At 64.4% G+C, this 21121-nt stretch carries 21 protein-coding genes; 16 read left to right on the top strand and 5 right to left on the bottom strand.

Annotated elements, in window-relative coordinates:
- The first annotated feature begins 114 nt into the window (after positions 1-114).
- Entirely contained in the window at positions 115-552 is a 438-nt protein-coding gene (locus tag AC1D1Y_RS24185) for an acyl-CoA thioesterase (RefSeq protein WP_477684586.1), read from the top strand.
- Between the two features lie 3 nt (positions 553-555).
- On the opposite strand, the gene AC1D1Y_RS24180 is transcribed toward AC1D1Y_RS24185, so the two are convergent.
- From AC1D1Y_RS24180 to AC1D1Y_RS24170, 3 genes are read right to left on the bottom strand one after another with little or no spacing between them, the layout of a single operon-like run.
- Positions 556-1353, bottom strand: a complete 798-nt coding sequence (locus AC1D1Y_RS24180) for a crotonase/enoyl-CoA hydratase family protein (RefSeq protein WP_477684585.1) — start codon at positions 1351-1353, stop codon at positions 556-558.
- A complete protein-coding gene (locus AC1D1Y_RS24175) occupies positions 1350-1724 on the bottom strand; it encodes an AtuA-related protein (protein ID WP_477684584.1) in 375 nt (124 codons plus the stop codon). The genes AC1D1Y_RS24180 and AC1D1Y_RS24175 overlap by 4 nt, the downstream gene beginning before the upstream one ends.
- Complete coding sequence (locus AC1D1Y_RS24170) at positions 1721-3106, bottom strand: acyclic terpene utilization AtuA family protein (RefSeq protein WP_477684583.1); 1386 nt, start codon at positions 3104-3106, stop codon at positions 1721-1723. Before AC1D1Y_RS24170 ends, AC1D1Y_RS24175 begins: the two co-directional genes overlap by 4 nt.
- Before the next feature lie 109 nt (positions 3107-3215).
- On the opposite strand from AC1D1Y_RS24170, the gene AC1D1Y_RS24165 reads away from it, so the two are divergent.
- From AC1D1Y_RS24165 to AC1D1Y_RS24130, 8 genes are all read left to right on the top strand, one after another.
- Positions 3216-4091, top strand: a complete 876-nt coding sequence (locus AC1D1Y_RS24165) for a branched-chain amino acid ABC transporter permease (protein ID WP_477652944.1) — start codon at positions 3216-3218, stop codon at positions 4089-4091.
- A gap of 7 nt (positions 4092-4098) precedes the next feature.
- The gene (locus tag AC1D1Y_RS24160; RefSeq protein WP_477684582.1) at positions 4099-5175 is read left to right on the top strand and encodes a branched-chain amino acid ABC transporter permease; all 1077 of its coding nucleotides are present in this window, start codon (positions 4099-4101) and stop codon (positions 5173-5175) included.
- Positions 5172-5969, top strand: coding sequence for an ABC transporter ATP-binding protein (locus AC1D1Y_RS24155; protein WP_477684581.1), 798 nt, complete (start codon positions 5172-5174; stop codon positions 5967-5969). The genes AC1D1Y_RS24160 and AC1D1Y_RS24155 overlap by 4 nt, the downstream gene beginning before the upstream one ends.
- Positions 5966-6763 (top strand): ABC transporter ATP-binding protein, encoded by a 798-nt coding sequence (locus tag AC1D1Y_RS24150; RefSeq protein WP_477652941.1) that lies wholly within the window; start codon positions 5966-5968, stop codon positions 6761-6763. The genes AC1D1Y_RS24155 and AC1D1Y_RS24150 overlap by 4 nt, the downstream gene beginning before the upstream one ends.
- 2 nt (positions 6764-6765) lie before the next feature.
- A complete protein-coding gene (locus AC1D1Y_RS24145) occupies positions 6766-8619 on the top strand; it encodes an AMP-dependent synthetase/ligase (protein WP_477684580.1) in 1854 nt (617 codons plus the stop codon).
- Positions 8620-8662: 43 nt separating this feature from the next.
- A complete protein-coding gene (locus tag AC1D1Y_RS24140; RefSeq protein WP_477684579.1) occupies positions 8663-9838 on the top strand; it encodes an ABC transporter substrate-binding protein in 1176 nt (391 codons plus the stop codon).
- A gap of 87 nt (positions 9839-9925) precedes the next feature.
- Complete coding sequence (locus AC1D1Y_RS24135) at positions 9926-10510, top strand: YdeI/OmpD-associated family protein (RefSeq protein ID WP_477684578.1); 585 nt, start codon at positions 9926-9928, stop codon at positions 10508-10510.
- 93 nt (positions 10511-10603) lie between these two features.
- Positions 10604-11155: an MgtC/SapB family protein gene (locus tag AC1D1Y_RS24130; protein WP_477684577.1), complete on the top strand. Its 552-nt coding sequence runs from the start codon at positions 10604-10606 to the stop codon at positions 11153-11155.
- Between the two features lie 57 nt (positions 11156-11212).
- On the opposite strand, the gene AC1D1Y_RS24125 is transcribed toward AC1D1Y_RS24130, so the two are convergent.
- Positions 11213-11656 carry a hemerythrin domain-containing protein gene (locus tag AC1D1Y_RS24125; protein WP_477675069.1) on the bottom strand — a complete coding sequence of 148 codons (444 nt, stop codon included), beginning with the start codon at positions 11654-11656 and terminating at the stop codon, positions 11213-11215.
- Positions 11657-11838: 182 nt separating this feature from the next.
- Here AC1D1Y_RS24125 and AC1D1Y_RS24120 point away from each other — a divergent pair, with 182 nt between their 5' ends.
- Positions 11839-12795, top strand: coding sequence for a complex I NDUFA9 subunit family protein (locus tag AC1D1Y_RS24120; protein ID WP_477684576.1), 957 nt, complete (start codon positions 11839-11841; stop codon positions 12793-12795).
- A gap of 32 nt (positions 12796-12827) precedes the next feature.
- Here the strand turns inward: AC1D1Y_RS24120 and AC1D1Y_RS24115 are convergent, their stop codons facing one another.
- The gene (locus AC1D1Y_RS24115; RefSeq protein ID WP_477684575.1) at positions 12828-13571 is read right to left on the bottom strand and encodes a class I SAM-dependent methyltransferase; all 744 of its coding nucleotides are present in this window, start codon (positions 13569-13571) and stop codon (positions 12828-12830) included.
- Positions 13572-13954: 383 nt separating this feature from the next.
- Between AC1D1Y_RS24115 and AC1D1Y_RS24110 the strand changes: the two genes are divergently transcribed.
- From AC1D1Y_RS24110 to otsA, 6 genes are all read left to right on the top strand, one after another.
- Positions 13955-14638, top strand: coding sequence for a glutathione S-transferase family protein (locus AC1D1Y_RS24110; RefSeq protein ID WP_477684574.1), 684 nt, complete (start codon positions 13955-13957; stop codon positions 14636-14638).
- 12 nt (positions 14639-14650) lie between these two features.
- Complete coding sequence (locus AC1D1Y_RS24105; protein WP_477652932.1) at positions 14651-14956, top strand: NIPSNAP family protein; 306 nt, start codon at positions 14651-14653, stop codon at positions 14954-14956.
- A gap of 178 nt (positions 14957-15134) precedes the next feature.
- Complete coding sequence (locus AC1D1Y_RS24100) at positions 15135-16430, top strand: multifunctional CCA addition/repair protein (protein WP_477684573.1); 1296 nt, start codon at positions 15135-15137, stop codon at positions 16428-16430.
- Between the two features lie 55 nt (positions 16431-16485).
- Entirely contained in the window at positions 16486-17313 is an 828-nt protein-coding gene (otsB, locus tag AC1D1Y_RS24095; protein ID WP_477684572.1) for a trehalose-phosphatase, read from the top strand.
- On the top strand, positions 17310-19169 hold the full coding sequence (locus AC1D1Y_RS24090; protein ID WP_477684571.1) for a glycoside hydrolase family 15 protein: 1860 nt from the start codon (positions 17310-17312) through the stop codon (positions 19167-19169). The genes otsB and AC1D1Y_RS24090 overlap by 4 nt, the downstream gene beginning before the upstream one ends.
- A gap of 91 nt (positions 19170-19260) precedes the next feature.
- Positions 19261-20643 carry an alpha,alpha-trehalose-phosphate synthase (UDP-forming) gene (gene otsA, locus AC1D1Y_RS24085; RefSeq protein WP_477684570.1) on the top strand — a complete coding sequence of 461 codons (1383 nt, stop codon included), beginning with the start codon at positions 19261-19263 and terminating at the stop codon, positions 20641-20643.
- Positions 20644-21121 lie beyond the last annotated feature (478 nt).

Raw genomic sequence — 21121 nt, 5'->3', positions numbered from 1 at the left:
CCCCCCCGGCACGGGCGTGGCGGGCACGGCGAGGGAAGAATCGGCGGCGGAAGCTCGGGAGCGCATGAGGGACAATCGTGAGGGTTGTTGTAATAACTTTTTCAGATTGTGCCTATGTCTACCGAATCAAGCGCCCCTACGGACATTCACGCAGAAGATGCCCTGACCGTCCAGCTGCCCACCGACAAGGAGCTGGTGCTCAAGGTCATTCCGATGCCGGCCGACTGCAACGCCAACGGCGACATCTTCGGCGGCTGGGTCATGGCCCAGGTCGACCTGGCCGGCTCCGTGGTGCCGGCCCGCCACGTCGACGGCCGGCTGGCCACGGTGGCGGTCAACCAGTTCATCTTCAAGCAACCGGTGCGCGTGGGCGACATCCTGTCGTTTTTTTCCAGCCTCACCCGCATAGGCACCACCTCCATCACCGTCCAGGTCGAGGTCTACGCCGAACGCTTCCGGGCGCAAGGGCGCTACATCAAGGTCACCGAAGCCAGCCTCACCTATGTGGCAATTGACGATTTCGGCAAGCCGCGAAAAATCGCCAAGGACTGAGGCTTACTCAAACTCGCCGTGCCGGCCCTGCCCGCCCGCAAAACGCGCGGCGCCGGCAAAAGCGTCGGGCAGGCGCTGCTTGCCGCGCTCCCATTCCTGGTGCAGCGCCTCCTCCCATCCCAGGTCCCACTGCCGGTAGGCGCTGAGCCGGTCGGCCCGCATTGTGGCCTGCGGAAAGCGGCTGAGCTGCTGCGCCAGCGCCACCGCGGCATCGCGCGCGCCGCCTTTGGGTACGACGCGGTTGGCCAGCCCCATCTGCAAGGCTTCAGCCGCTTCCACCTTGCGCCCGGTGAGAATCAAATCCATCGCATGGCCCATACCGACCAGCCGCGGCAGGCGCACCGTGCCGCCGTCGATCAGCGGCACACCGAAGCGCCGGCAGTACACGCCGAAATAGGCGTCCTCCTCCATCACGCGCAGGTCGCACCACAGCGCCAGCTCCATGCCGCCGGCCACCGCCGCGCCGCTGACGGCGGCAATCACCGGCTTGGACAGCAGCAGGCGCGACGGGCCCATGGGCGCCGGCGGGTTTTTATCGCCGGGCGAGAAGTCGAGCTGGCTCAAGACCTGTTCACCGCCGGCTTGCCCGGCCAGCCGTGCGCCGGCCTGCAAATCCCAGCCCGCGCAGAAGTGGCCGTGCGCACCGTGGAACACCGCCACATGCGCATCCTCATCTTCATCAAAGGCGATAAAAGCTTCGTGCAGCGCACGCGCCGTATCGGCATCGACCGCGTTGCGCACCTCGGGCCGGTCCAGCGTGATCACGGTGACCTGCCCTTGCTTCGAAATATGAATCGTCATGGCGCCTCCGGCCACCAACCGACGCGCGGCGCGGCGCCGGCTTCGGCTAATTCAGCGGCGCTGACCTCGATCTCCATGCGCAGCAAAGCAGCCGCCATGGCCTTGCCGAGGTTGTCCATGCGCAGGTTGCGCGCCCCGCCGCCCTGCAGCGCGCCTTGCAGCACCAGCTTGAGCGCCAGGATATTGGGCAGGGCCCAGCACTGCACCGTGCCGGGCAGCCAGGGCGCGAAGTGCGCCTGCACGCGTTCGGCCGTGACTTCGCGGGCGATCAGGCGGTAGCCCGCCTCGTTCCAGGCAAACAGGCCGAAGTCCACCCAGTCGGCCTTGTCGCCGCTGCGCGCATGCGCGAGCTTCACGAGCTGCACTTTCATGAGGACACTACCTCCACCCGCACCGCGGCCTCGACCGCCTGCCGGTCCAGCAGCGCAGGCCAGATGCCCAGCAGTTCGCTGCCGTTGTTCAGGCCGTGAAAGCCGCAGCTGTAGGCCGGCCCGCTCAGCGCCATCCATGAGAACAGCCGGCCGAAACCGTCGGCCACCGCCTTGTCCTGCGTGCGCACCGCCATGCGCACCCAGACCTCGTTGAGTTCGGCCAGTGCTTCAGGCGCCGGCATAGGCGCCAGCGGGCCGTGCGCCGAGTTGAGACCCGGAAACTCGACAAACAGTTCGTCATGCGGCATGCGCCTGTCGGCCAGCTGGGCTTTCACCATGGCAACCGCCGCCTGCGCCTTGTCCCAGGCATCGGGCCAGCTGAAACCCCAGGTGACCTCAGCCTTGTAGCCGTCGCGAAAGCCGCCCACAAGCTTGAGCTGCGCCGGCCGCGGATGGCCGCGCGCGCCCGTCATGCGCACCTGGTCGTGGCCCAGGTCTTCGAGATTCACTTCCGACAGGTCCAGCACCACATCGGGCGAGATATAGCGTGTGGGATCGTGCACTTCGTAGAGCAATTGCTGGCGCACGGTGTCGAAGTTGATGCGGCCGCCGGTCCCCGGCGCCTTGGTGAGCAGCGCAGCGCCGTCTTCGCCGACCTCGGCGATGGGGTAGCCGATATGCGCCAGGTCGGGAATGGCCTTCCAGGCCCCCTGGCTGCCGAAGTTTCCGCCGCTGCCTTGGCCCGAACACTCCAGCAAGTGCCCGACCGCCAGGCCCTGGGCCAGCCGGTCCAGCTCGGGCTGTGTGGCAGCGTCCTCGAGCTTCCAGCCGAATTCATGCACCAGCGGCGCGAGGAACAGCGCCGCGTCGGCCACGCGCCCGGTGATAACGATGTCGGCGCTCTGCTGCAGCGCCGACACGATAGGCCGCGCGCCCAGGTAGGCATTGGCGAACACCATGCGCTCCCGCACGGTTTCAAAAGGCTGGGCGTTGAACAGGTGCGGCGGCGCCAGCGCCGCCAGCCGCGGCAACACGTCATCGCCGGTGACCACCGCAATGCGCGCCTTCCAGCCCTTGGCCGCGAACGCCGCGCGCAAGGCGGCGGCCGCGCCCGCGGGGTTGAGCCCTCCGGCATTGCAGATGAACTTGACGCCGCGCGTTTGCATCAGCGGCCAGAGCTTCATCAGCATGGGCACCACGTCGCGCGCATAACCCAGCGATGCATCGCGCTGCCGGTCTTTTTGCAGGATGGCCAGCGTCAGCTCCGCGAGGTGGTCGCTCGCGATGTAGTGCACGCCGCCGCGCTCAATGCTCGCGGCCACCGGCTCCCAGGCATCGCCATAAAAACCCAGGCCCGCGCCGATTCGAACGTTTCCTGTCATGTAAGGGATTACGCTTGATCGCGAATGCGACACGTATTCGGAACAACCCCTAGCGACAGACATTCAGGCGACAGCTATAACCAAAGCTAATTACAGGGGAGACCGCTACGTGCAATTCCTGCAGCTGCTCATCAGCGGTATCGCCCAAGGCTGCATCTACGGCTTGATCGCGTTGGGTTTTGTGCTGATCTACAAGGCCACCGAGACGGTCAGTTTTGCGCAGGGCGAACTGATGATGCTGGGCGCCTTCGCCGGCCTGGCCTGCATGACGCTGCTGGGTTTCCCCTTCTGGCTGGCCGTGCTCAGCGCGATTGCCGGCATGGCGCTGTTCGGCATGCTGCTCGAGCGCCTCGTGATACGCCCCATCCTCGGCCAGCCCGCTTTTTCCATCGTCATGCTGACCATTGGCGTGGGCTACACGGCGCGCGGCCTCATCACCATGATTCCCGGCATAGGCACCGAGACCTACGTACTGCCCGTGCCCTACAAAGACCAGATCTGGACCGCCGGCACGCTGGTCATCAATGTCGAGCAGGTCGCCATCATCGCCAGCACGGCGGTGCTGTGCCTGGCGCTGTTCGCGCTCTTCAGGTACAGCAAGCTGGGCATCGCCATGCAGGCCTCCTCGCAAAACCAGCTGGCCGCCTACTACATGGGCATTCCGGTCAAGCGGCTCAACGGCCTGGTCTGGGGCTTGGCCTCCGCCGTGGCCGCCATTGCCGGCCTGCTGCTGGCGCCCATCACCTTTGTGCACGCCAATATGGGTTTCATCGGGCTCAAGGCATTTCCGGCTGCGGTGGTGGGCGGCTTCGGCAGCCTGCCGGGCGCCATCGTCGGCGGCCTGGTCATAGGCCTGGTCGAATCCCTCTCGGGCTTTTACCTGCCCGACGGCTTCAAAGACATCGCCGCCTATGTGGTGGTGCTCATCATGCTGATGGTCAAGCCCAGCGGCCTGTTCGGCGAAAAGCTGCGCAAAAAGGTTTAACCAATTCATGCGCTTTATTTTCAAAACCGATTACGCGCAAGACATCAAGCTTGCCAAACACGCCGGCCACGTGTTCTGGTACGGCACGCTCATGCTTCTGCTGCTGGCCGCGCCCTGGCTGGTCGCCGAATACTGGCTCGCGCAGCTGACCTTTGTGATGATTTACGCGATTGCCGGCCTGGGCCTGATGCTGCTCGCGGGTTTCACCGGCCTGTTCTCGCTCGGCCATGCGGCCTTCCTGGGCGTGGGCGCCTACACCCAGGCCGTGCTGACCAATGCGGGCCTTCCCTTCCCCATCGCGCTGGCCTGCGCCGCCGGGCTCTCGGCCGCGGTGGGCCTGGTTGTGGGCTTGCCCGCGCTGCGCGTCAAGGGCATCTACCTGGGCATGGCCACGCTGTCCTTCGGGTTCATCGTCGAAGAGGTGTTCGCGCGCTGGGAAAGCGTGACGGGCGGCAATGCCGGCATCCACATCAAGGTGCCCGACATGTTCGGCTGGAAGCTCGCCAGCGGCGAGTCGTTTTATTTCCTGTGCCTCGTCATCACCATGGCTTCCACGCTGGCCATCCTCAACCTGCTGCGCTCGCCCACGGGCCGGGCCTTTGTGGCGATACGCGATTCCGAGATCTCCGCGCAGAGCATGGGCATACACCTGGCGCGCTACAAGACGCTGTCCTTCGCGCTGTCGGCAGCACTGGCCGGCGTTGCCGGCGCGCTGTATGCGCACAAGCTGCAGTTCATCTCGCCCGACCAATTCAACATCCTGCAGTCCATAGACCTGCTGCTGATGATCGTCATCGGCGGCGTGGGTTCGGTGCACGGCGCCTTCCTGGGCGCCATCTTCCTGATATCGATGCCGCAGGTGATCGCTCTCACCAAGGACCACCTGCCCGCCGCCATAGGCCAGGCGCCCGGCCTGCAGGCGGCCGTGTACGGCATCGTGCTGATTGCCTTCGTGCTGTTCGAGCCGATGGGACTCTACGGTCGCTGGCTCAAGGTCCGCACCTACTTCCAGCTCTTTCCGTTCTACCGAAAAGGGCTATTCAAGCGGCAGAAATCCTTCCAGAAGTCGGATCGCCTGAAATGACCGATATTCTTCTTTCAGCCAAAAACCTCAGCGTGCGCTTCGGCGGGGTTCTGGCCGTCAACAAGGTGAGCTTTGACGTGAAAGAGGGCGAGGTCTTCACGCTGATAGGTCCCAACGGCGCCGGCAAGACCACGGTGTTCAATCTGATCAGCCGCATCTACACGCCGACCAGCGGCGAGATCGAGTACCGCGGCGAAAAGCTCACGGCCCAGCCGCCGCACAGAATCGCCGCGCTGGGCATCGCGCGCACCTTCCAGAACATCGAGCTGTTCGAGCACGCCACCGTGCTGCACAACCTGCTGATAGGCCGGCACACGCACAGGCAGACCGGTTTGCTGCACGACCTTTTTTTCACCGCCAGGGCGCGCGAGGCCGAACTCCAGGCGCGCGAGAAGGCGGAGCAGGTGATCGACTTCCTCGACCTGCAGCATCACCGCGATTCCATGGTGGCGGGCCTGCCCTACGGCGTGCGCAAGGTGGTGGAACTGGCGCGCGCGCTGTGCACCGAGCCGCGGCTGCTGCTGCTAGACGAGCCGTCCTCAGGCCTCAACGTGGAGGAAACCGGCGACATGGCSTTCTGGATMCAGGACATCMAGMACGAGCTGGGCATCACCGTGCTGATGGTSGAGCACGACATGWSCCTGGTCTCGCGCGTCTCCGACCGCGTGCTGGCGATGAACCAGGGCGAGGTGCTGGCCGTGGGCACGCCGCGCGAGGTGCAGAACGACCCGGGCGTGATCGAGGCTTACCTGGGTTCGGTGGATGAAGTTTCATCTTTGCGGAGGACGGCATGAGCGCAGTACCGCCGCCTGTCAGCGACCAGCCGGTCCTCAAGCTGCTCAACGTCGAGAGCGCCTACGGCCCGATCAAGGCCATACGCGGCGTGAGCCTGCAGGTGCGGCGCAGCGAGATCGCCACCGTGCTGGGCTCCAACGGCGCGGGCAAATCCACCATCCTCAAGACCATCTCGGGCATCCTGGACCCGCGCAAGGGCTCCATCGACTTCAAGGGCCAGGACATCACGGCGCAGGACCCGGCCTTTATCGTGCAGCAGGGCCTGAGCCATGTGCCCGAAGGCCGCGAGGTGTTCCCGCTGCTCAGCGTGCGCGACAACCTGCTGATGGGCGCCTACACCCGCAAGGACCGCGACGGCGTGGCGCTGGACATGGAAGCGGTCTACGGCTACTTTCCGATCCTGAAGGAGCGCGCACTGCAGGATGCCGGCCTGCTTTCGGGCGGCCAGCAGCAGATGCTGGCGATCTCGCGCGCGCTGATGGCCTCGCCCGACCTGATCCTGCTCGACGAGCCCAGCCTGGGCCTGTCGCCCAAGCTCACCAAGGAAATCTTCGAGATCGTGGTGCGCATCAACCGCGAGCGCGGCACCACGATTTTGCTGGTCGAGCAGAACGCCAACATGGCGCTCAACGCGTCGGACTACGGTTATGTGCTCGAAAACGGCCGCATCGTGATGGAAGACACCTGTGCCCGCCTGCGCGAGAAGGACGACATCAAGGAGTTCTACCTCGGCATGAAGGAAGACGGCGTGCGCGGTGAACGCCGCTGGAAAAAGAAAAAGACCTGGAGATAGAAATGAGCAATCTCTGGGACCTCGGCCATATCCAGCCCGAACATGCCATCGTCATGCCGGGCGACACGATTCCCGCAGTGTTCTGGAACGCGGTGGCGCAGCGCGGCAACCAGACCTGGATGCGGCAGAAAAAACTAGGCATCTGGCGCAGCTGGAGCTGGACCAAAACCGGCGACGCGGTGCGCGAGATCGCGGCCGGCCTGCTGAGCCTGGGCTTTGCGCGCGGCGAATGCGCTTCTATCCTGTCCAACACCATCGTCAACTGGGTGCTGGCCGACATCGCCGTGCTGAGCTGCGGCGGCGTCTGCAGCGGTATCTACCCGACCGATGCCGCCTCGCAGGTGCATTACCTCTGCGAAGACTCGCGCACCACGCTGCTCTTCGTCGAGGACGACGAACAGCTCGACAAGGCACTGGAAGTGCGGCCGCAACTGCCGCTGCTGCGCCAGGTGATCGTGTTCGACATGGAGGGCCTGCGCGAGCTGGACGACCCGGGCGTGATGAGCCTGGACGCGCTGCGCGCGCTGGGCCGCGCTTACCTGGCGGACCATCCCGATGCGGTCAAGGAACGCGCCGCCGCGTGCCGGCCCGAAGACCTCGCCATCCTGGTCTACACCTCGGGCACCACCGGAAAACCCAAGGGCGCCATGCACAGCCAGCATGGCCTGGTGTTCACCGCGCGCGGCTACAACACGCTGGTGGCACAGGATGAAAACGACGAACGCATGTGCTTTTTGCCGCTGTGCCACATCGCCGAGCGCATGGGCGGCGAGTATTTTTCGCTGTACACAGGCGCCAAACTCAATTTCGTAGAGAACCCCGAAACCATTCCCGAGAACGTGCGCGAAATCGCGCCCACGGTGTTCACCGCCGTGCCGCGCGTGTGGGAGAAGTTCTATTCCGGCGTGATGATCGCGCTCAAGGAAGCCAGCTGGCTGCAGCAGGCGGCCTATGGCTGGAGCATAGGCGTGGGCATGCGCATCGCCGACACCGTGCTGGCGGGCCGGCCCGTCGGCGCTGCGCTCAAGCTCCAGTTCACGCTGGCGCGCTGGCTGGCACTCAACAATACGCGCAAGCTGATCGGCATACACCGCGCGCGCTTTTGCGTCACGGGCGCGGCGCCGATTTCGCCCGACCTGGTCAAGTGGTACATGGCGCTGGGCGTTCCCATGCTGGAGGTCTGGGGCATGACGGAGACTTGCGGCGCCGCCAGCGGCGTACCGGCCAGCCGCATGAAGCCCGGCTCCATAGGCCCGGCGGCCGGCTACAACGAAATGCGCCTGGACCCGGCCACCGGCGAAATCCTGGTGCGCGGCCCCAACGTCTTCATGGGCTACCTGAACCAGCCCGAAAAGACCGCTGAAACCATAGATACGGAGGGCTGGCTGCACACCGGCGACGTGGGGGTGGTGGACGAGGAAGGCTACTTCAGGATCACCGACCGCATGAAGGACATCATCATCACGGCCGGCGGCAAGAACGTCACGCCCAGCGAGCTCGAGAACGAGCTCAAGTTCTCGCCTTACGTGACTGACGCGGTGGTTATAGGCGACAAGCGGCCCTACCTCACCTGCATCATCATGATCGACCAGGAAAACGTCGAGAAATTCGCCCAGGATGCGGACATACCCTTCAGTAATTACGCCAGCTTGACGCGGGCGGCCGAAGTGCAAGAATTGATCCAGTCGGAAATCGACCGGGTCAACAAGAAGTTTGCGCGGGTCGAGCAGATCAAGAAATTTTTCCTGCTCGACACACAGCTCACGGCGGAGGACGAAGAACTCACGCCGACCATGAAGCTCAAGCGCAAGCTCGTAGAAAAAAAATACGCCCCGCACATCGAGGCCATGTACTGATCACCGTGGACCGAGTGGATAAAAAACTTACAGGAGACAAACCATGAAACTGAAATCAACCGCCGCCCTTTCCGCGCTGGCCTGTGCCGCCGCCCTGTCGGCCGCGCCGGCACAGGCGCAAAGCCAGGGCGTCAGCAAAACCGAAATCACGCTGGGGTCCATCCAGGACCTGTCGGGGCCGCTGGCGGGCTTCGGCAAGCAGATACGCAACGGCATGACCCTGCGCGTGGACGAGCTCAACGAGCAGGGCGGCATCAACGGCCGCAAGATCAAGCTCATCGTCGAGGACTCGGGCTACGACCCCAAGAAGGCGGTGCTGGCGGCGCAGAAGCTGGTCAACCAGGACAAGATYTTCRYGATGGTGGGCCACMTSGGYACSGCGCARAACCTGGCKGCCATGCCSGTGCAGTTCGAGAARAACGTSATCAACTTCTTCCCGGTGACGGCCGCCCGCGAGATGTACGAGCCCTTCCACAAGCTCAAGTATTCGTTCGCCGCCACCTACTACGACCAGATGAAGGCCGCCGTGCCCAAGCTGGTCAAGGAAAAGAACGCCAAGAAGGTCTGCTCCATGTACCAGGACGACGAGTTCGGCCTGGAAGTGCAGCGCGGCGCCGACGACGGCCTCAAGGCCATCGGCATGACCATGGTCGAGAAAACCTCCTTCAAGCGCGGCGCCACCGATTTCTCGTCGCAGGTCGCCAAGCTCAAGGCCTCCGAATGCGACCTGGTGGTGCTGGGCACCATCATCCGYGARACCATWGGCGSCATWGGCACGGCSCGCAAGCTGGGCTACARCCCGRYCTTCMTSGGSTCCAGCGCGGCCTACACCGACCTGATCCACAARCTGGGCGGCAAGGCCATGGACGGCCTCTACGCGACCATGACGGTGCAAAATCCCTACCTGGACGAAGCCTCGCAGCCCATCCGTTTCTGGGCCAACAAGTACAAGACCGCCTTCAACGAAGACCCGACGGTATTCTCGGTCTACGGCTACACGGTGGTCGACGCCTTTATCCGCGCCTCGCAGAAAGCCGGCGCCAACCTGTCGACCGACAGCTTTATCAAGGCCATGGACACCATGGTGATCCCGGCCGACATCTTCGGCAGCTCCGAAGCGAAATTCGGCCCGCAAAAACGCTTGGGCAACAACCAGTCGCGCCTTTCGCTGCTGCAGGATGCGCGCTGGAAAGTGGTGTCGGACTACATCACGCACTGAGCGCCGCGCTGCAGCCTTCGAAAAACCGCCTTCGGGCGGTTTTTTCGTGGCCCTGCCGCTGGAGGCACGCGCCCGGCACAATGCCGCATGCCCGCCTCACCCGACACCCTCGCCACGCTTCACTGTAAAACCACGAAGAGCTGGGCCACCTGGCTCAAAAAACACCATGCCGGCAGCCCCGGCATCTGGCTGCAAATCGCCAAAAAGGATTCCGGCATCGCCTCCACCACCCATGCCGAGGCGCTGGAAGAGGCCCTCTGCCAGGGCTGGATAGACGGCCAGCGCAACGCACTGGACACGCAGTTCTTCCTGCAGAAGTTCACGCCGCGCCGCGCGCGCAGCACCTGGTCCAAGATCAACTGCGACAAGGCCATGGCGCTGATCGCATCGGGCCGGATGCAGCCCGCGGGCCTGGCCGAGGTCGAGCGCGCCAAAGCCGACGGCCGCTGGGACGCCGCCTACGATGCGCAAAGCAAGATCACTGTGCCCGACGACCTGGCGGCCCTGCTGGCCAAAAAACCCAAGGCCAGGGCCTTTTTTGAATCCCTCGACTCACGCAACCGCTTCGCCATCCTGTTCAGGCTGCAAACCGCCAAGAAAGCCGAGACACGCGAACGCCGCCTCGCGCTGTTTTTCGGCATGCTGCAGCGCGGGGAAAAAATCCATCCCTGAAGGCGGGCGGAGCTTCTGGTGACGCGGCGAGGCGTAAACGGTACATTGGACAGGACACCCATCCACAAACCAACCACGTGAAAAGGAGTCCGCATGGCATCCAGCTGGTGGCAGCAAATCGGCGAAACCATCGCCTCGGAGTTCTCGGATTTGCCCGATGCCGAGCAGGCCACCCGCGTCATGCTGCGCCTGGTGCTGGCGGCCTTGCTGGGCGGCCTGCTGGGCATAGAACGTGAACAAAAGGGCAAGGCCGCCGGAGTGCGCACCCACATGCTGGTGGCCATGGGCGCCGCGATGTTTGTACTGGTGTCGGCGCAAACCGGCATGCTGAGCGCCGACCTGAGCCGTGTGATTCAAGGTATCGTCGCCGGTGTTGGCTTCCTGGGCGCGGGCGCCATCCTCAAAGGCCACATCAAGGGCCACAGCGACGACGAAGAACAGGTCAAAGGCCTGACGACCGCCGCCGGCATCTGGCTGACTGCGGCCATAGGCGTGGCGGCCGGCATGGGTCGCGAAGCGACGGCGGTCCTCAGCACCTTGCTGGCGCTGGGAATTCTGGCGGTGGTGCCGAGGCTGGTGCGGCTGATGGAAAAACCCGCGCCGTTGCTCAAGCCCGATGGGAACGATCGCGGGGACAAGCCATAAAGCGGGCCCGTATCCTCACGGCAATTTGCGCAAACCCCGCGAAGATGCCAGATTTCATCAGTCCTTGGTGCGCTGAGAAACGAATTCACCCTCGTAACCCTTGGCCAGCGACAGCTTCTCGGCCTCGCTGAGGACTTTGCCCGCGAGCTGGAAAATTCCCTGCTCCTCATCCTCGAGGTGGTGATGGATCTTGTGGTGCAGCTCTTTCGCCGTGGCCAGCCAGCCCGGCGAGCTGAAGTCGGTGCCCGCCAGCGTTTCCACCAGCTTGTCCATCTGGTGGTGCTCCGCGATGCCGTGCCGCGAAGGCTCCTGCGTCATGTCGTGCGCGATCAGCGGGACATAAAAAAAACGCTCCTCAGCCGCCGCGTGCGCTGCCAGTTCACGCCGGAGTTCCTTGAAAAGGGAATCGCGGTCCGGGCTGTCGCCTTGTGTCTTGATCAGGTGGTCGGCCAGGGCGCGCTGGGTGTCGTGGCTGGTTCGCAATGCTTCAAAGATATTCATCCGGAAAGTATGCGGACACCGCCTGCCGGCGCGTGTAGGCCAAGACCGGATTCCGCGGAGGGCCTCCAGCGCTATCAAATTAATAGCCGACAACCCGCATTCCGCCTGAACTTTCCCTCCAGAACGGCTTGCATGACATCTCATCGGCGGCAAGGCACGGCAAAAGCGCTAAATTAGGGCCTATGAACAAAATCCTGCTCCTGGGCGGCACCGGCTTTGTCGGGCGCCATGTTTGTGAAAAGCTGGCGCAGCGCCAGTGCCGCGTCACCGTCGTCACGCGGCGACAAAGCAATGCACGCCACCTGCAGATGCTGCCGCTGGTCGACGTGGTCGAAGCCGACGCCCACGACAGCAGTTCGCTGGCGCCGCTGCTGGCCGGCCACGACGCCGTCGTCAACCTGGTCGCCATCCTGCATGGCTCGCAGGCCGCCTTCGACAAGGCGCATGTGCAGCTGCCGCTGGAGCTGGCCCGCGCCTGCGAGGCCAGCGGCCTGCGGCGCATCGTCCACATCAGCGCGCTGGGCGCTTCGCCCGGTTCGCCGTCCATGTACCAGCGCACCAAGGCACGCGGCGAGGCCGTGATGCTGAGCACCGGGCTGGACGTGACCGTGCTGCGGCCCAGCGTGATCTTCGGCACCGAGGACAAATTCCTCAACACCTTTGCCCGGTTGCAGCGCGTGTTCCCGGTGATTCCACTGGCCGCCGCCGATGCGCGCTTGCAGCCCGTGTGGGTGGAAGACGTGGCGCAGGCCATCGTGCACTGCCTGCAGGATGCCGACACCGTGGGACAAATTTACGAAGCCTGCGGCCCCGACGTGTTCACGCTGCGGCAGCTCATGGGACTGGCGGGCCGCTACGCCGGCGTGAACGGCGGCAAGGGCCGGCCGGTGGTCGCACTGCCCGCCGCGCTGGGCCGCCTGCAGGCACGCCTCATGGAACTGGCTCCCGGCGAGCCCATGCTCAGCCGCGACAACCTCGACGCCATGGCCAACGACAACGTCGCCACCGGCAAGCTGCCCGGCCTGCAGGCGCTGGGCATAAGTCCGGCATCGCTGGAGGCCATAGGGCCTTCCTACCTGGGCGAGCAGGGCCTGCGCAGCGGGCTGACGGCCAAGCGCAAGACGGCCGGAAGGTTTTAGCGGCGTATGCGTCCGCGAGGGCCAGGAGACTCCTAGCGCTTGATGACCAGGCCCTGGCCCGTGGGCAGCGGCATCACGCGGTACTGCCGCGCATCGAACCAGGCATCCTCGGCGATCTTCTGCCCGCGGTAGGCGCCGGCCCATTCATAGTCGTCGAGGATCAGGATACCGCCCGGAACCATGCGGTCGAACAAATGCTCCAGCGCCGCGATCTCGGCGGGTGCCTGGTTCAGGTCAATGTGCAGGTAGGCAATGCGCTCCGGGCAGCCGCTGGCAAACACTTCGGGGATTTTCCCCCTCATGATCTCGACCTGGGGGTAAAGCATGAATTTCTTGCAGACGCGCTCATACAAGCCTTCGCCGTGCTCCGGCATGGCGTGGTTGAGCATGCTGCTATCGTGCTCAAAGAGGTCGTAGCACCAGAAGGTCTTCGGGAAAGCGGGGCCTCCGAGGTAGTCGATCACCGTTTTGACGCCTACCCCGGTATAGGCGCCGCACTCAACGAAATCTCCGTCCAGGTGCACGCAATGGTAGGCCGCGCACGCCAGCACATAGCGCCGCCACACGATGGCTTTGTCGGATTCGCTCTCAACGTTGTCCCGCCATGCTTCCAGGAACGGGCCATCATCGAACATGGACAGGTTGCGCCCCCAGGTCAGCAGGTTGTCGGCGAAGTAATAGCCGCCCACCAGTTTTTGGGTCACCGACTTCATGCTTTCGGTCACCGCACGGTCGTCGGTCGTGCCCCAGAACACGGGGAGAAAAAAGGTGGGCACCTTGCTTTTTTCGGGTGTCGAATATTTCGGAAGAAAGGGAAGCGAGCCGGAAACAGCCTGTTTTGAGGATGCGCCCCGGCGGCGGCCCCGGAACATCTCACCCCAAAGCGCGCGCAACAAATCGCCCAGAATCATGCTTAAACCTTTTTTTACCGGCAGCGGCTGCCGACGGGTTGACAGTGCGTTCACTGTAGCGCGATTTGCACGTCAAAAGCCTTTTACCGGCGGCCAACGCAGGGGGGCCTGGCGGGCTGTCGCCTTGCGCAGCCAGGAGCAGCATCAATTTTTCGTTTTTTTTGCATCAATGGCGCGCCGGCGGGGTTGTAGCATCGCAAGTCGTTTCATTTTGACCTTCACCATCATCACCAGCGGACGGGGACCCCATGCTCAAGCTCTACATCGGCAATAAAAACTACTCTTCCTGGTCCATGCGCCCTTGGGTGCTGCTCAAGCAGGCCGGCATTCCCTTTGAAGAAATCAAGCTGCGCTTCGACTCCTTCGACGCCAACTCGAGCTTCAAGGAAAAAATCGGCGGCGTGAACCCGACCGGCCGGGTGCCGGCGCTGGACGACGGTGGTTTTGTCGTGTGGGACACGCTGGCCATCGCCGAATACCTGGCCGAACGCTTCCCTGAGAAAAAACTCTGGCCGCAGGACGTGAAGGCGCGTGCCCGGGCGCGCAGCGTCTGCGCTGAAATGCACAGCGGCTTCGGCGCACTGCGTTCGGCCTGTCCCATGAACATCGAGGCCGACCTGTCCGACATGGGCCAGCTGATCTGGCGCGACAAGTCGGCCGTGCGCGCCGACGTGCAGCGCATCGTCGAGATGTGGACGGAACTGCTGGAGCAGTACAAGGGGTCGATGCTGTTTGGCGAGTTCAGCATCGCCGACGCATTTTTTGCACCCGTCTGCATGCGCCTGAGCCGCTATGCCCTGCCCGTGCCGCCCGCCATCAGCGCCTACATGCAGCGTGTGGCCGCCTTGCCCGGCGTGAAGGCCTGGATAGACGACGCGCTCGCCGAAAACGATTTCCGCGAGTTCGAAGAACCCTACCGCGTCAAGCGCTGAACAGGAGGCCGCATGGTCACGATTTATCTGCGCTACGTGCTCAACACCGCCAAACTCAAGGAGTTCGAACACTACGGCAAGCTATGGATCCCGCTGGTCGAAAAATTCGGCGGCAAGCACCACGGCTATTTCATGCCCAGCGAAGGCGCCAACAACATCGCGCTGGCCTTGTTCACCTTCGACAGCCTGGCAGCCTACGAGAGCTACCGCCAGCGTTCGTTTTCGGACCAGGATTGCCTAGCGGCGTTCAAGTACGCCGAGACCACGGGCTGCATCATCAGCTACGAGCGCAGCTTCTTCCGGCCGGTTTTCTCCTGACTACCGAGTTCCGGCGAGGGAGCTGGATGCTTTCATAAAGTCGATTACCGGGATGCGGGGCAAGGCGTACGGCGCGCAGGACACCGGAATGCACTTCGGTGCATGAGGATTCCGAGCACCGTACAACGCCGCCATGCGCCCGGCAATCGGGTTTATGGAAGTATCCTAAACTGCTCGAATGCAGATTTACATGGTCGGTGGCGCGGTGCGCGATACCTTGCTCGGCTTGCCGGTGCAGGACCACGACTGGGTGGTCGTGGGCGCCACGCCCGAGGAACTGGCGGCCCAGGGCTACCTGCCCGTAGGCAAGGACTTCCCGGTATTCCTGCATCCCGAGACCCGCGAAGAGTACGCGCTGGCCCGCACCGAGCGCAAGACCGCGCGCGGCTACCGCGGCTTCGCGGTGCATGCCGAACCCGACGTGACGCTGGAGCAGGACCTGGCGCGGCGCGACCTGACCATCAATGCCATCGCGGCGCCCGCCCGCGGCGGGGGAGAACCCGGCAAGTTCGAGCCCGATTTCTCCGCGCTGATAGATCCCTTCGACGGCCAGAAAGACCTGCGGGACAAGGTTCTCCGCCACGTCACCGACGCTTTCCGCGAAGACCCGGTGCGCATYYTGCGGCTGGCMCGCTTYGCCGCCCGCTTTCCCGATTTCTCAGTGGCGCCCGAGACCCTGGCGCTGATGCAAGGCATGGTGGCCGCCGGCGAAGCCGACGCGCTGGTGCCCGAACGCGTGTGGCAGGAACTGGCGCGCGGGCTCATGGAAGGCAAACCCTCCCGCATGTTCGAAGTGCTGCGGGACAGCGGCGCGCTGGACAAACTGCTGCCCGAGGTGGCGCGCCTCTGGGGTGTGCCCCAGCCTGCCAGCCACCACCCCGAGGTCGACACCGGCATCCACCTGATGATGGTGCTGGACATGTCGGCACAACTCAAGGCGCCCCTGGCCGCTCGCTTTGCCTGCCTGTGCCACGACCTCGGCAAAGGCACCACGCCGGCCGACGTCCTGCCGCGCCACATCGGCCATGAAGAGCGCAGTGCCCGGCTGTTGAAAGATGTGTGCGAACGCCTGCGCGTGCCGGTGGACTGCCGCGAAACTGCCGACGTGGTGGCGCGCGAGCACGGCAACGTCCACCGAAGTGAAGGCCTGAACGCCGCATCCATCGTGCGCCTGCTGGAACGCTGCGATGCCTTTCGCAAGCCCCGGCGCTTTGCCGACATCCTGCTGGCCTGCGAGTGCGATGCCCGCGGCCGCCTGGGCCTGCACGACTCGCCCTACCCGCAGCGCGCGCACCTGCTTGAAGCCCTGGCCGTAGCCCAGGCAGTGGAAACGCAGCCGCTGGCGCTGGCGGCGCAGGCCGAGGGACGTGACGGCAAGCAGGTGGGCGATGCCATTCGGAAAGCACGCATCAAAGCGGTGCAAGACAGCCTTCCCGCCACCGCGACAGAGCAGCAGCCACCCGCCAACACCTGAAAAAGCGAAACCGGCCTACAGCGACGCCGCTGGGGCCCTGCTAAGGTGAAGGGCGATGCATGTATCACCTTCCCCATCGCCGGCTTCGCCATCATCGCGCTTGCCGCTTCCCGGGCCGTTACCGGCCATAGGCGCGCAGACCGCCCTCTTTCTGGACTTTGACGGAACCCTGGCCGACCTGGCGCCCGAGCCCGATGCGGTCCGGCTGGTGTCGGGCGTGATTCCGGCCCTGCTCAGGCTTTCAGGCCAGCTCGGCGGCGCGCTGGCGATTGTCTCGGGCCGCAGGCTGGCCGACCTGGACGGCTTTCTTTCGCCCTTGCAACTCCCCCTGGCCACCGAGCACGGCGCGCAGCGCCGCGACGCGCACGGCCGCATCGTCAGCTTGGCGGAGCCCGACCTGAGCGAGCTCGCGCGCCACGCCACCGAATTCGCGGCCCACCATGACGGGCTGCGCGTCGAGATCAAGCAGGCGGCCGTGGCGCTGCACTACCGCCACGCGCCTGAACTCGAATCGCTGTGCCTGCAGCTCATGCAGGAGGCCGCGGACCGCACACCCGGGGTCGAGTTGCTGCGCGGCAAATGTGTTTTTGAAGTCAAACCGGCGAACGTCAGCAAGGGCTTGGCGATCAGGGCGTTTATGGGCGAAGCGCCGTTTGCCGGCCGCCTGCCGCTGTTTGCCGGCGACGACACCACCGACGAAGCCGGCTTCGCCGCCGTCCAGGCCATGGGCGGCGAAGGCATCAAGGTTGGTGAAGGCGCGACCGTGGCGCACCATCGCTGCGCATCGCCCGACGTGCTGCGCGAATGGCTGCATGCGGCCTTCGACGGCAGGTCGCGGGAGACTGAAGATGCGCCGGCCGCCGCACCAGAAAGCCGCCCATGAGCGTCGCCGCCGATTCCCTGCACTTTGAGCCGCCCGCGAAACCCTCCCTGGCCATGGGCGTGATCGGCAACTGCGGGTTCAGCGCCTTGATCGACGCGCGCGGCCGCATCGTCTGGTGCTGCCTGCCGCGCTTTGACAGCGACCCGGTGTTCAACGCCCTGCTCGAGCCGCAGCCCGCGCCGGACGATGCGACCCACCCCGGCGCCCAGGACTCGCAGTCCAGCGCCTTCGCCATCGAGATCGAGGACTTCGCCGAAGCCAGGCAGTGGTATGAACCCAATACCGCCGTGCTGCGCACACAGCTGTTCGACAAGCACGGCCAGGGCATAGAGATCACCGACTTCGCGCCGCGCTTTTTCAGCCGGTCGCGTTTTTTCCGGCCCATGACGCTGGTGCGCCGCGTCAAGCCTATCAACGGTGCGCCGCGCATACGCGTGGCGCTGGACATCCGTTTCGACTGGGGCCGGCGCAAGCCCCTGATCACCCAGGGCAGCAACCACCTGCGTTATGTGGGCGACGAGCTCACGCTGCGCCTGAACACCGACGTGTCGATCTCACACCTGCTGTCAAAGCAGCCTTTTGTACTGACGCGCGAGCACAATTTCCTGCTCGGCGCCGACGAATCCCTGCCAGAAGGCATCGCCGACACGGCGCGCCTGTTTGAGCAGGAAACCATTTCCTACTGGAAGAAGTGGAGCCAGCGCCTTCATATCCCGCTGGAGTGGCAGGAGGCCGTGATACGCGCGGCCATCACGCTCAAGCTCTCGCTGTTTGAAGACACCGGCGCCATCGTCGCGGCCATGACCACCAGCATTCCGGAAGCGCCCGGCAGCCAGCGCAACTGGGACTACCGCTATTGCTGGCTGCGCGACGCCTTTTTTGTGGTGCGCGCGCTCAACAGCCTCTCCGAAGTCGGCACCATGGAAGACTACCTGCGCTGGCTCAGCAATGTGGTGGTGCAATCCAAGGGCGGGCACATCCAGCCGCTTTACGGCATAGGCCTGGAGCGCGAACTGCCCGAATCCATCATGGTGCACCTGGGCGGTTACCGCGGCATGGGCCCGGTGCGCGTCGGCAACCAGGCCCAGGAGCACTTTCAGCACGACGTCTACGGCAACGTGATACTGGGCGCGGCCCAATCCTTTCACGACCACCGGCTGTTGCACCGCGCGGGCATTGCCGAATTCAAGCGGCTTGAAGACGTCGGTGAACAGGCTGTGCACAACTACGACAAGCCCGACGCCGGCATGTGGGAGCTGCGCACGCGTGCGCGCATCCACACCTCCTCAGCCCTGATGTGCTGGGCCGCCTGCGACCGGCTGGCCAAGATCGCGCTGGTGCTCAAGCTGCCGGAGCGCGCCGACTACTGGCGAAACCACGCGGCGGTGATGCAGGAACGCATACTGCGCGAAGCCTGGAGCGAGGAACGCCAGTCCTTTGCCGAAAGCTTCGGCGGGCGCGACCTGGACGCCAGCGTGCTGCTGATGATTGAAGTGGGCTTTATCGACCCCAAAGACCCGCGCTTCATCGCCACCGTGGACGCGCTCGAAACCCACTTGTGCGACGGCCCCTATATGCGCCGCTACGAGGCGCCCGACGATTTCGGCAAGCCCGAAACCGCCTTCAACATCTGCACCTTCTGGCGCATAGACGCGCTGGCCCGCATAGGCCGCAAGGAGCAAGCCCGCGAGATTTTCAACACCATGCTGGCCGCGCGCAACCATGTGGGCCTGCTGTCGGAAGACACGCATCCCGTGACCGGCGAAATGTGGGGAAATTTTCCGCAGACTTATTCCATGGTGGGAATCATTAACGCGGCGGTAAGGCTCTCGACCCCCTGGGAGTCACAAGTATGAGCTCCATTTTTCCGCCGGGCCGCCCCAAGGAAAAAACGGCCCCCTCGGGGGGCAGCGCAGTACACGAAGTGACAAGCGTGGGGGCCATGCCATGAGCCGGCTTGTGGTCGTCTCGAATCGCGTCGCCGATCCCCGAAAGGCCGCTGCCGGCGGTCTCGCCGTAGCGCTCGGCGATTCGCTGAATGCCACAGGCGGCCTGTGGTTCGGCTGGAGCGGAAACGTCATCGAAGGCGGCGCGGCTGGCGAAGGCGAGCTGCATGTGCAGCAGGCCGGTAACGTCAAGCTGGCGACGGTGGACCTGTCGGCCGAAGACCATGCGGGCTATTACCTGGGCTACAGCAACGGCGTGCTGTGGCCGGTGTTCCACTACCGGCTGGACCTCGCGCGTTTCGACACCGGCTTTATCGAGGCCTACCGCCGCGTAAACCGGCTGTTCGCGCACAAGCTGATGTCCCTGCTCCGGCCCGACGACATCATCTGGATCCACGACTACCACCTGATCCCCATGGCCGCCGAGCTGCGCGCCATGGGCTGCAACAACCGCATCGGTTTTTTCCTGCACATCCCGCTGCCGCCGCAACAGATACTGGCAGCCATTCCGCAGCATGAGTGGCTGATACGCGCACTGTTCGCCTACGACCTGGTGGGCTTCCAGAGCGAAAACGACCTGCTGCACTTCTCGCGCTACGTGCAGGCCGAGGCCGGCGCCGTGGCGCTGGGCGGCAACCGCTTCAGGGCCTTTCACCGCACCGTGCGCGCAGGCGCCTTTCCCATCGGCATAGACGTGGACGAGTTCGCGGCGCTCACGCACGCGCAGGATGCGCGCGACATGTACGAGCGCATGAAGGAAGAGTATTCGCGCCGCAAGCTGCTGCTGGGCGTGGAGCGGCTCGACTATTCCAAGGGCCTGCCGCAACGCCTGAAGACGTTTGAAATGCTGTTGAAAAAGTATCCCGAAAACATCCGCAGCGCCACCCTGATCCAGATCGCCTCGCCCAGCCGCGAAGACATGGGCACTTACACCGACCTGCTGCAGGAACTCGAAAGCTTGTGCGGCGCCACCAACGGCAATTTCGGCGAACTCGACTGGATGCCGATACGCTACATCCACCGCAACGTTGCGCGCAAGCGCCTGCCCGGCCTGTACCGCGTGGCACGCGTGGCGCTGGTCACGCCGCTGCGCGACGGCATGAACCTGGTGGCCAAGGAATTCATCGCCGCCCAGGACCCGGCCGATCCCGGGGTGCTGGTGCTGTCGCGCTTTGCGGGCGCGGCCGAGCAGCTCGAGGACGCACTGCTGGTCAACCCTTACGACATCGACGGCACGGCCGACACGATACAGCGCGCCCTACAGATGCCGCTGGAGGAGCGCCAGGCGCGGCACCAGAAATTGCTCAAGAACATTCGTGAGCATGATGTGCATTGGTGGAGGAGGGAGTTTCTGAATGCGCTTGGGTATGAGGGGCCTGCTTAGCTGCCGGTTCTTGCTCCGGCGACGCGCGCTCTGCTGAGGGTTGCTGGCCGGGGGTAGCCCGGCGGCTACTCACTTTTCTTTTGCTTCGCCAAAAKAAAAGTAAGCAAAAGAAAAGGCGACCCTGGTTGCTGCGTCCCTGCGCTTCGCTACGGGCAACCTGCGGTGCTCGGTCCAGACGGGGTCTCGCTAAACTCGCTTCGCTCAAACAACGCGATCCCTGATCCGTCTGGCCCTGCGCTCCTCGGCGCATCCACAAGGGGTGGGGAAKGAATACCRATACCYAAGAAACAAGGACTCGCCGTGGCGAGTCCTTGTTTGTCTTGGTTTGATTCTTTGTGTTTTGTCCYCGCTCCCGATTGCCCCGTCCTGGCTGGGCCGAGGAGCGCAGAGACAAGCGGATCAGGGCCGGCGTTGTCTGAGCCGAAGGCGAGTTTAGCCGGACCCCGCTTGGCTCGAGCACCGCAGGTTGCCCGTAGCG

This window comes from Polaromonas sp. P1_G1, from assembly GCF_056405595.1.
Note: the sequence above shows the minus strand (reverse complement) of the source record. Positions and strands in the feature narration are given on the sequence as shown.

What these genes read in the sequence shown, in the direction of transcription:
- AC1D1Y_RS24135 (WP_477684578.1), top strand. Translation starts at nt 9,926, where the DNA reads ATGCCCGCCTCACCCGACACCCTCGCCACGCTTCACTGTAAAACCACG.
- AC1D1Y_RS24160 (WP_477684582.1), top strand. Translation starts at nt 4,099, where the DNA reads ATGCGCTTTATTTTCAAAACCGATTACGCGCAAGACATCAAGCTTGCC.
- AC1D1Y_RS24180 (WP_477684585.1), bottom strand. Translation starts at nt 1,353, where the DNA reads ATGACGATTCATATTTCGAAGCAAGGGCAGGTCACCGTGATCACGCTG.
- AC1D1Y_RS24145 (WP_477684580.1), top strand. Translation starts at nt 6,766, where the DNA reads ATGAGCAATCTCTGGGACCTCGGCCATATCCAGCCCGAACATGCCATC.
- otsB (WP_477684572.1), top strand. Translation starts at nt 16,486, where the DNA reads ATGCATGTATCACCTTCCCCATCGCCGGCTTCGCCATCATCGCGCTTG.
- AC1D1Y_RS24110 (WP_477684574.1), top strand. Translation starts at nt 13,955, where the DNA reads ATGCTCAAGCTCTACATCGGCAATAAAAACTACTCTTCCTGGTCCATG.
- otsA (WP_477684570.1), top strand. Translation starts at nt 19,261, where the DNA reads ATGAGCCGGCTTGTGGTCGTCTCGAATCGCGTCGCCGATCCCCGAAAG.
- AC1D1Y_RS24090 (WP_477684571.1), top strand. Translation starts at nt 17,310, where the DNA reads ATGAGCGTCGCCGCCGATTCCCTGCACTTTGAGCCGCCCGCGAAACCC.
- AC1D1Y_RS24170 (WP_477684583.1), bottom strand. Translation starts at nt 3,106, where the DNA reads ATGACAGGAAACGTTCGAATCGGCGCGGGCCTGGGTTTTTATGGCGAT.
- AC1D1Y_RS24120 (WP_477684576.1), top strand. Translation starts at nt 11,839, where the DNA reads ATGAACAAAATCCTGCTCCTGGGCGGCACCGGCTTTGTCGGGCGCCAT.
- AC1D1Y_RS24105 (WP_477652932.1), top strand. Translation starts at nt 14,651, where the DNA reads ATGGTCACGATTTATCTGCGCTACGTGCTCAACACCGCCAAACTCAAG.
- AC1D1Y_RS24150 (WP_477652941.1), top strand. Translation starts at nt 5,966, where the DNA reads ATGAGCGCAGTACCGCCGCCTGTCAGCGACCAGCCGGTCCTCAAGCTG.
- AC1D1Y_RS24185 (WP_477684586.1), top strand. Translation starts at nt 115, where the DNA reads ATGTCTACCGAATCAAGCGCCCCTACGGACATTCACGCAGAAGATGCC.
- AC1D1Y_RS24175 (WP_477684584.1), bottom strand. Translation starts at nt 1,724, where the DNA reads ATGAAAGTGCAGCTCGTGAAGCTCGCGCATGCGCGCAGCGGCGACAAG.
- AC1D1Y_RS24125 (WP_477675069.1), bottom strand. Translation starts at nt 11,656, where the DNA reads ATGAATATCTTTGAAGCATTGCGAACCAGCCACGACACCCAGCGCGCC.
- AC1D1Y_RS24130 (WP_477684577.1), top strand. Translation starts at nt 10,604, where the DNA reads ATGGCATCCAGCTGGTGGCAGCAAATCGGCGAAACCATCGCCTCGGAG.